Raw genomic sequence first — 3952 nt, forward strand, 5'->3', positions numbered from 1 at the left:
GCCAAGGGGGCCCATCGACGTCGGACCGCTCAGAGCAGGTGCCAAACCGAATCCGCCCAAGCCGGGGGACCCTAACCCTTGCGACCCCAACAGCGAGTCGGCGGCAGGGAAATTCATCCCGACGCCGGGGAAGCCCATGCCAAGGCCTCCGGCGTCGGCTCCCAAACCGGCCCCAGTTGAACCGAAACCGGCTGCGTCCGAACCCAAGTCGGCGACTCCACTGGACGACGACGACACGATGTCCGTCAGGCTGCTGAGTGCCCCGAGGCCCGAGCTGGCGCCCTTGCCCGCACTAGTGGTGATGCCCTTGCCCGTCGAGCCCGCAAGGCCCGTAAGCGCACTCAGCCCTCCCGACGCGCCCGAGACGCCGGAAGACACCACCGTCGCACCGTTGCCCGTCAACAGTCCCGAGAGGCCGGAAGCCGACTGCGTCGGCTGTGAGAGTCCCTGCAACGTCTGAGGAACCTGGGACATCGAAGACAGCGCCGTCGAAGCGACGGTCTGCGCGTGGCTGCCGGCCGAAGTGCCGGCGGCCTGGGCTGCCGCGGCGGACTGACCGGTCAGGCCTGCCGGGTTCGTGGTCGACTTGGGCGGGGTGAACGGTGCCAGCGCCGAGGCTGCCGCCGAGCTGGCCGCATAGCCGTACATGGCGGCGGCATCCTGAGCCCACATCTCGCCGTAGTGAGCCTCGGTGGCCATGATCGCCGGCGTGTTCTGACCGAGGATGTTCGTCGCGATCAGCGCCATCAGCTGAGCCCGGTTGGCGGCGATCACCGCTGGTGGCACCGTCATCCCAAACGCCGCCGCGTAGGCGGCGGCTGCCGCCCTGGCCTGGTTCGCCACCTGCTCGATTTGGGTCGCGGTCGCGCTCATCCACGTCAAGTACGGCGCAACGGCAGCGGCCATCGACGTCGACGCGGCACCTCGCCAAGACCCACCGGTAAGCCCGGAAACCACCGATCCGGCGGCAGCTGCCGTCGAGTGCAGATCAGCCGCCAGCCCGTCCCACGCCCCCGCGGCCGCCAGCATCGAGCCTGCCCCTGGACCGGCGTACATGCGAGCAGAATTGACCTCGGGTGGAAACGCCCCGTAGTCCATGGCTTCCCTTACTTCCCTTCTGGGTTCGTGCGTGCGTGCGTTAGCCGGCCGCGGCCGCGTTGGCGGCTTCAGCGGCCGCGTAGGATGCGGCGTTGGTCTGCAGGGTGCTGACCAGCAATGAGTGAATGGCGTCGGCGGCAGCGCTGATCGCCTGGTAGCTGCCCGCGTGCGCGGCGAACTGTGCCGCCGTCAGCGCCGACACCTCGTCGGCCGCCGCCGGAACGACCCCGCCGGTCGGGCCGGCTGCTGCCTGATTTGCGGCAGCCATCGCCGAACCGATACCAGCCAGATCGCCGGCCGCCGACGACAGCATCTCCGGATGCGTGGTCACGAAAGGCGATAAAGACATCATTTCTCCAAAGTTTGATTGCGAGCTGGCCGCGCTCATCGTTGGTGGCGGCAGCTGTTTCGCTAATTCTTGTTACGGCAGAGTTACGTAAAGCGTTTACACACAATCGGTTAGCGATGTAGCCTCACTTTTGGCCTGCCGGCTCCTCGTCAACAGCTCTGCTACACAGTCTTTTTGGTGTATAACCGCAGTGCAAGCCGACTGATGAGATGCATAGAAAACGCATATCTGACGGTCTCGCCCATTGCTCGCCGAATCGCCGACACATTTGAGATTGATATGAGTTTCGTGACAATGGCGTGTGAGCCGGGGAAGATCGAGGAGTATGGCGATAATGTCGGGTTCCGCGCGTGAGCAGCGGCCACGTCAGGCCATCCTCGGCCAGCTGCCTCGGATCAGCCGCGCCGATGGGTCACCGATCCGGGTTCTGCTGGTCGACGACGAACCGGCATTGACCAACTTGGTCAAAATGGCGCTGCACTACGAAGGCTGGACAGTCGAGGTCGCGCACAATGGTCGGGAGGCCGTGACGAAGTTCGACCAGGTCGGCCCCGACGTGCTCGTTCTCGACATCATGCTTCCTGATGTCGACGGCCTGCAGATCCTCGAACGGATCCGCGAGGCGGACGCCTACACACCCACTCTGTTCCTCACTGCGCGCGACTCGGTGATGGACCGGGTCACCGGATTGACGGCGGGCGCCGACGACTACATGACCAAGCCATTTAACCTGGAGGAGTTGGTCGCCCGGCTGCGCGGACTGCTTCGCCGCTCGAACTACCTGGCCACACCGGCGGAGGAGGGCCTCAAAGTCGGCGACCTCACGCTCGATGGCGCCAGCCACGAAGTCGCCCGCGCCGGCCAACCGATTTCGGTGACCTCAACCGAGTTCGAACTGCTGCGCTTCCTGATGCGCAATCCGGGTCGCGCGCTGACCCGCACCGAGATCCTGGACCGCGTCTGGAATTACGACTTCGCCGGCCGTACCAGCATCGTTGATCTGTACATCTCCTATCTGCGAAAGAAGATCGACGCCGGCAGGGAGCCGATGATCCACACCGTGCGCGGTGTCGGATACATGCTGCGCCCGCCGAAATGACATCGAAATGACCAGGGCGCCAAGCGCATCCTGGTGGCGCCCGCGTACCTTGCGCCGCCAGTTGGTATTGGGGGTGTCAGCGGTGGTCACGATTGTCGTACTGGTGGTCGGCGTAGTCAGCACGTTAAGCTTCCGAACCTACGTCACCGCGATGAACGACGCGGAAGTCGCCGAATCGCTTGATGCACTGGATCATTCGTTCACCAGATACCGCCGTGGCGAGTCGTCACATCACGGCGATCTCGCACACGTGATGTTGGAATTCACCGGACAGAACGCGGGCAACGTCATCGCCGTGCTCCACAACGGCGAAGTGATCGGCTCGGCGGTATTTTTCGAAGACGATCCTCGCCCCGCCACTCCCGACGTCGTCGCCGCCATCAAGGCACAGCCCTGGCAGGACGGGCGGCTACGCACCGTGACGCTGGGCAGCCTTGGCTCATTCCGGGTGGACAGCCAAGCTGCCGGCCCCGGTGACCGCATCGTCGTCGGAGTCTCGCTGGATCTTGCAAACAGGACCATTAAGCGCCGAATCATCAGCGCCATAATACTTTTGATAGCAGCGTTACTGGTAACAGCGGGTCTGACCACATTGGTGGTCACATACGCGCTGCGCCCGTTGCGCCGTGTCGCCGCGACCGCTGCCGAGGTCGCCGGGACGCCACTTATCGGCGAGGACCATCGCATCACTGCCAGAGTGCAACCGGAGGACACCGACCCGGACAACGAGGTGGGAATCGTCGGCCACACCTTGAACCGATTGCTCGACAACGTCGACAGCGCGCTCGCGCACCGCGCCGAATCCGACCGGCGGATGCGGCAATTCATCACCGACGCCAGTCACGAACTGCGCACCCCGCTGTCATCGATCCAGGGCTACTCCGAGCTCACCCGCCAAGACAGCGAGACATTGCCGCCGACCACGGAATACGCGCTGGCCCGTATCGAGTCGGAGGCCCGACGGATGACGTCGCTCGTCGATGAGCTGTTGCTGCTCTCGCGGCTGGGGGAAGGTCAGGATCTGCGCACCGAAGACGTTGACTTGGCCGACCTCGTCCTCAATGCGGTGAACGACGCGGCGGTGGCGGCACCCACTCATCGCTGGATCAAAGACCTGCCCGACGAGCCGGTCTTGGTGCGCGGCGACCCCGACCGCCTGCACCAACTCGTCAGCAATCTGCTGACCAACGGCTGGGTACATACCCCGTCCGGTGTCACCGTGACGACCGGAATCGCCTGCCACCGGTCAGCGACCAGTGCGCCATACGCCGAGTTGACGATTACCGACGACGGACCCGAGATCGAGCCGGATCTGCTCCCGCACTTGTTCGAACGATTCGTGCGCGCGAAGAACGCCCGATATGACGGCTCCGGAAATGGACTGGGCCTCGCCATTGTCGACTCGA

At 64.5% G+C, this 3952-nt stretch carries 4 protein-coding genes; 2 read left to right on the forward strand and 2 right to left on the reverse strand.

The window, feature by feature from the left end:
- Positions 1 to 1098, reverse strand: a 1098-nt coding sequence (locus WAN71_RS28205; RefSeq protein ID WP_422228480.1) for a PPE family protein, incomplete at its 3' end; no start/stop codon positions are given.
- Between the two features lie 40 nt (positions 1099 to 1138).
- Positions 1139 to 1450, reverse strand: a complete 312-nt coding sequence (locus WAN71_RS28210; protein ID WP_422228481.1) for a PE family protein — start codon at positions 1448 to 1450, stop codon at positions 1139 to 1141.
- A gap of 322 nt (positions 1451 to 1772) precedes the next feature.
- Here WAN71_RS28210 and WAN71_RS28215 point away from each other — a divergent pair, with 322 nt between their 5' ends.
- Both WAN71_RS28215 and WAN71_RS28220 read left to right on the forward strand, forming a co-directional pair.
- A complete protein-coding gene (locus WAN71_RS28215; protein WP_422228482.1) occupies positions 1773 to 2546 on the forward strand; it encodes a response regulator transcription factor in 774 nt (257 codons plus the stop codon).
- 7 nt (positions 2547 to 2553) lie between these two features.
- Positions 2554 to 3952, forward strand: a 1399-nt coding sequence (locus WAN71_RS28220) for a sensor histidine kinase (RefSeq protein ID WP_422228483.1), incomplete at its 3' end; no start/stop codon positions are given.

Source organism: Mycobacterium sp. (assembly GCF_049280035.1).
Classification (GTDB): domain Bacteria; phylum Actinomycetota; class Actinomycetes; order Mycobacteriales; family Mycobacteriaceae; genus Mycobacterium.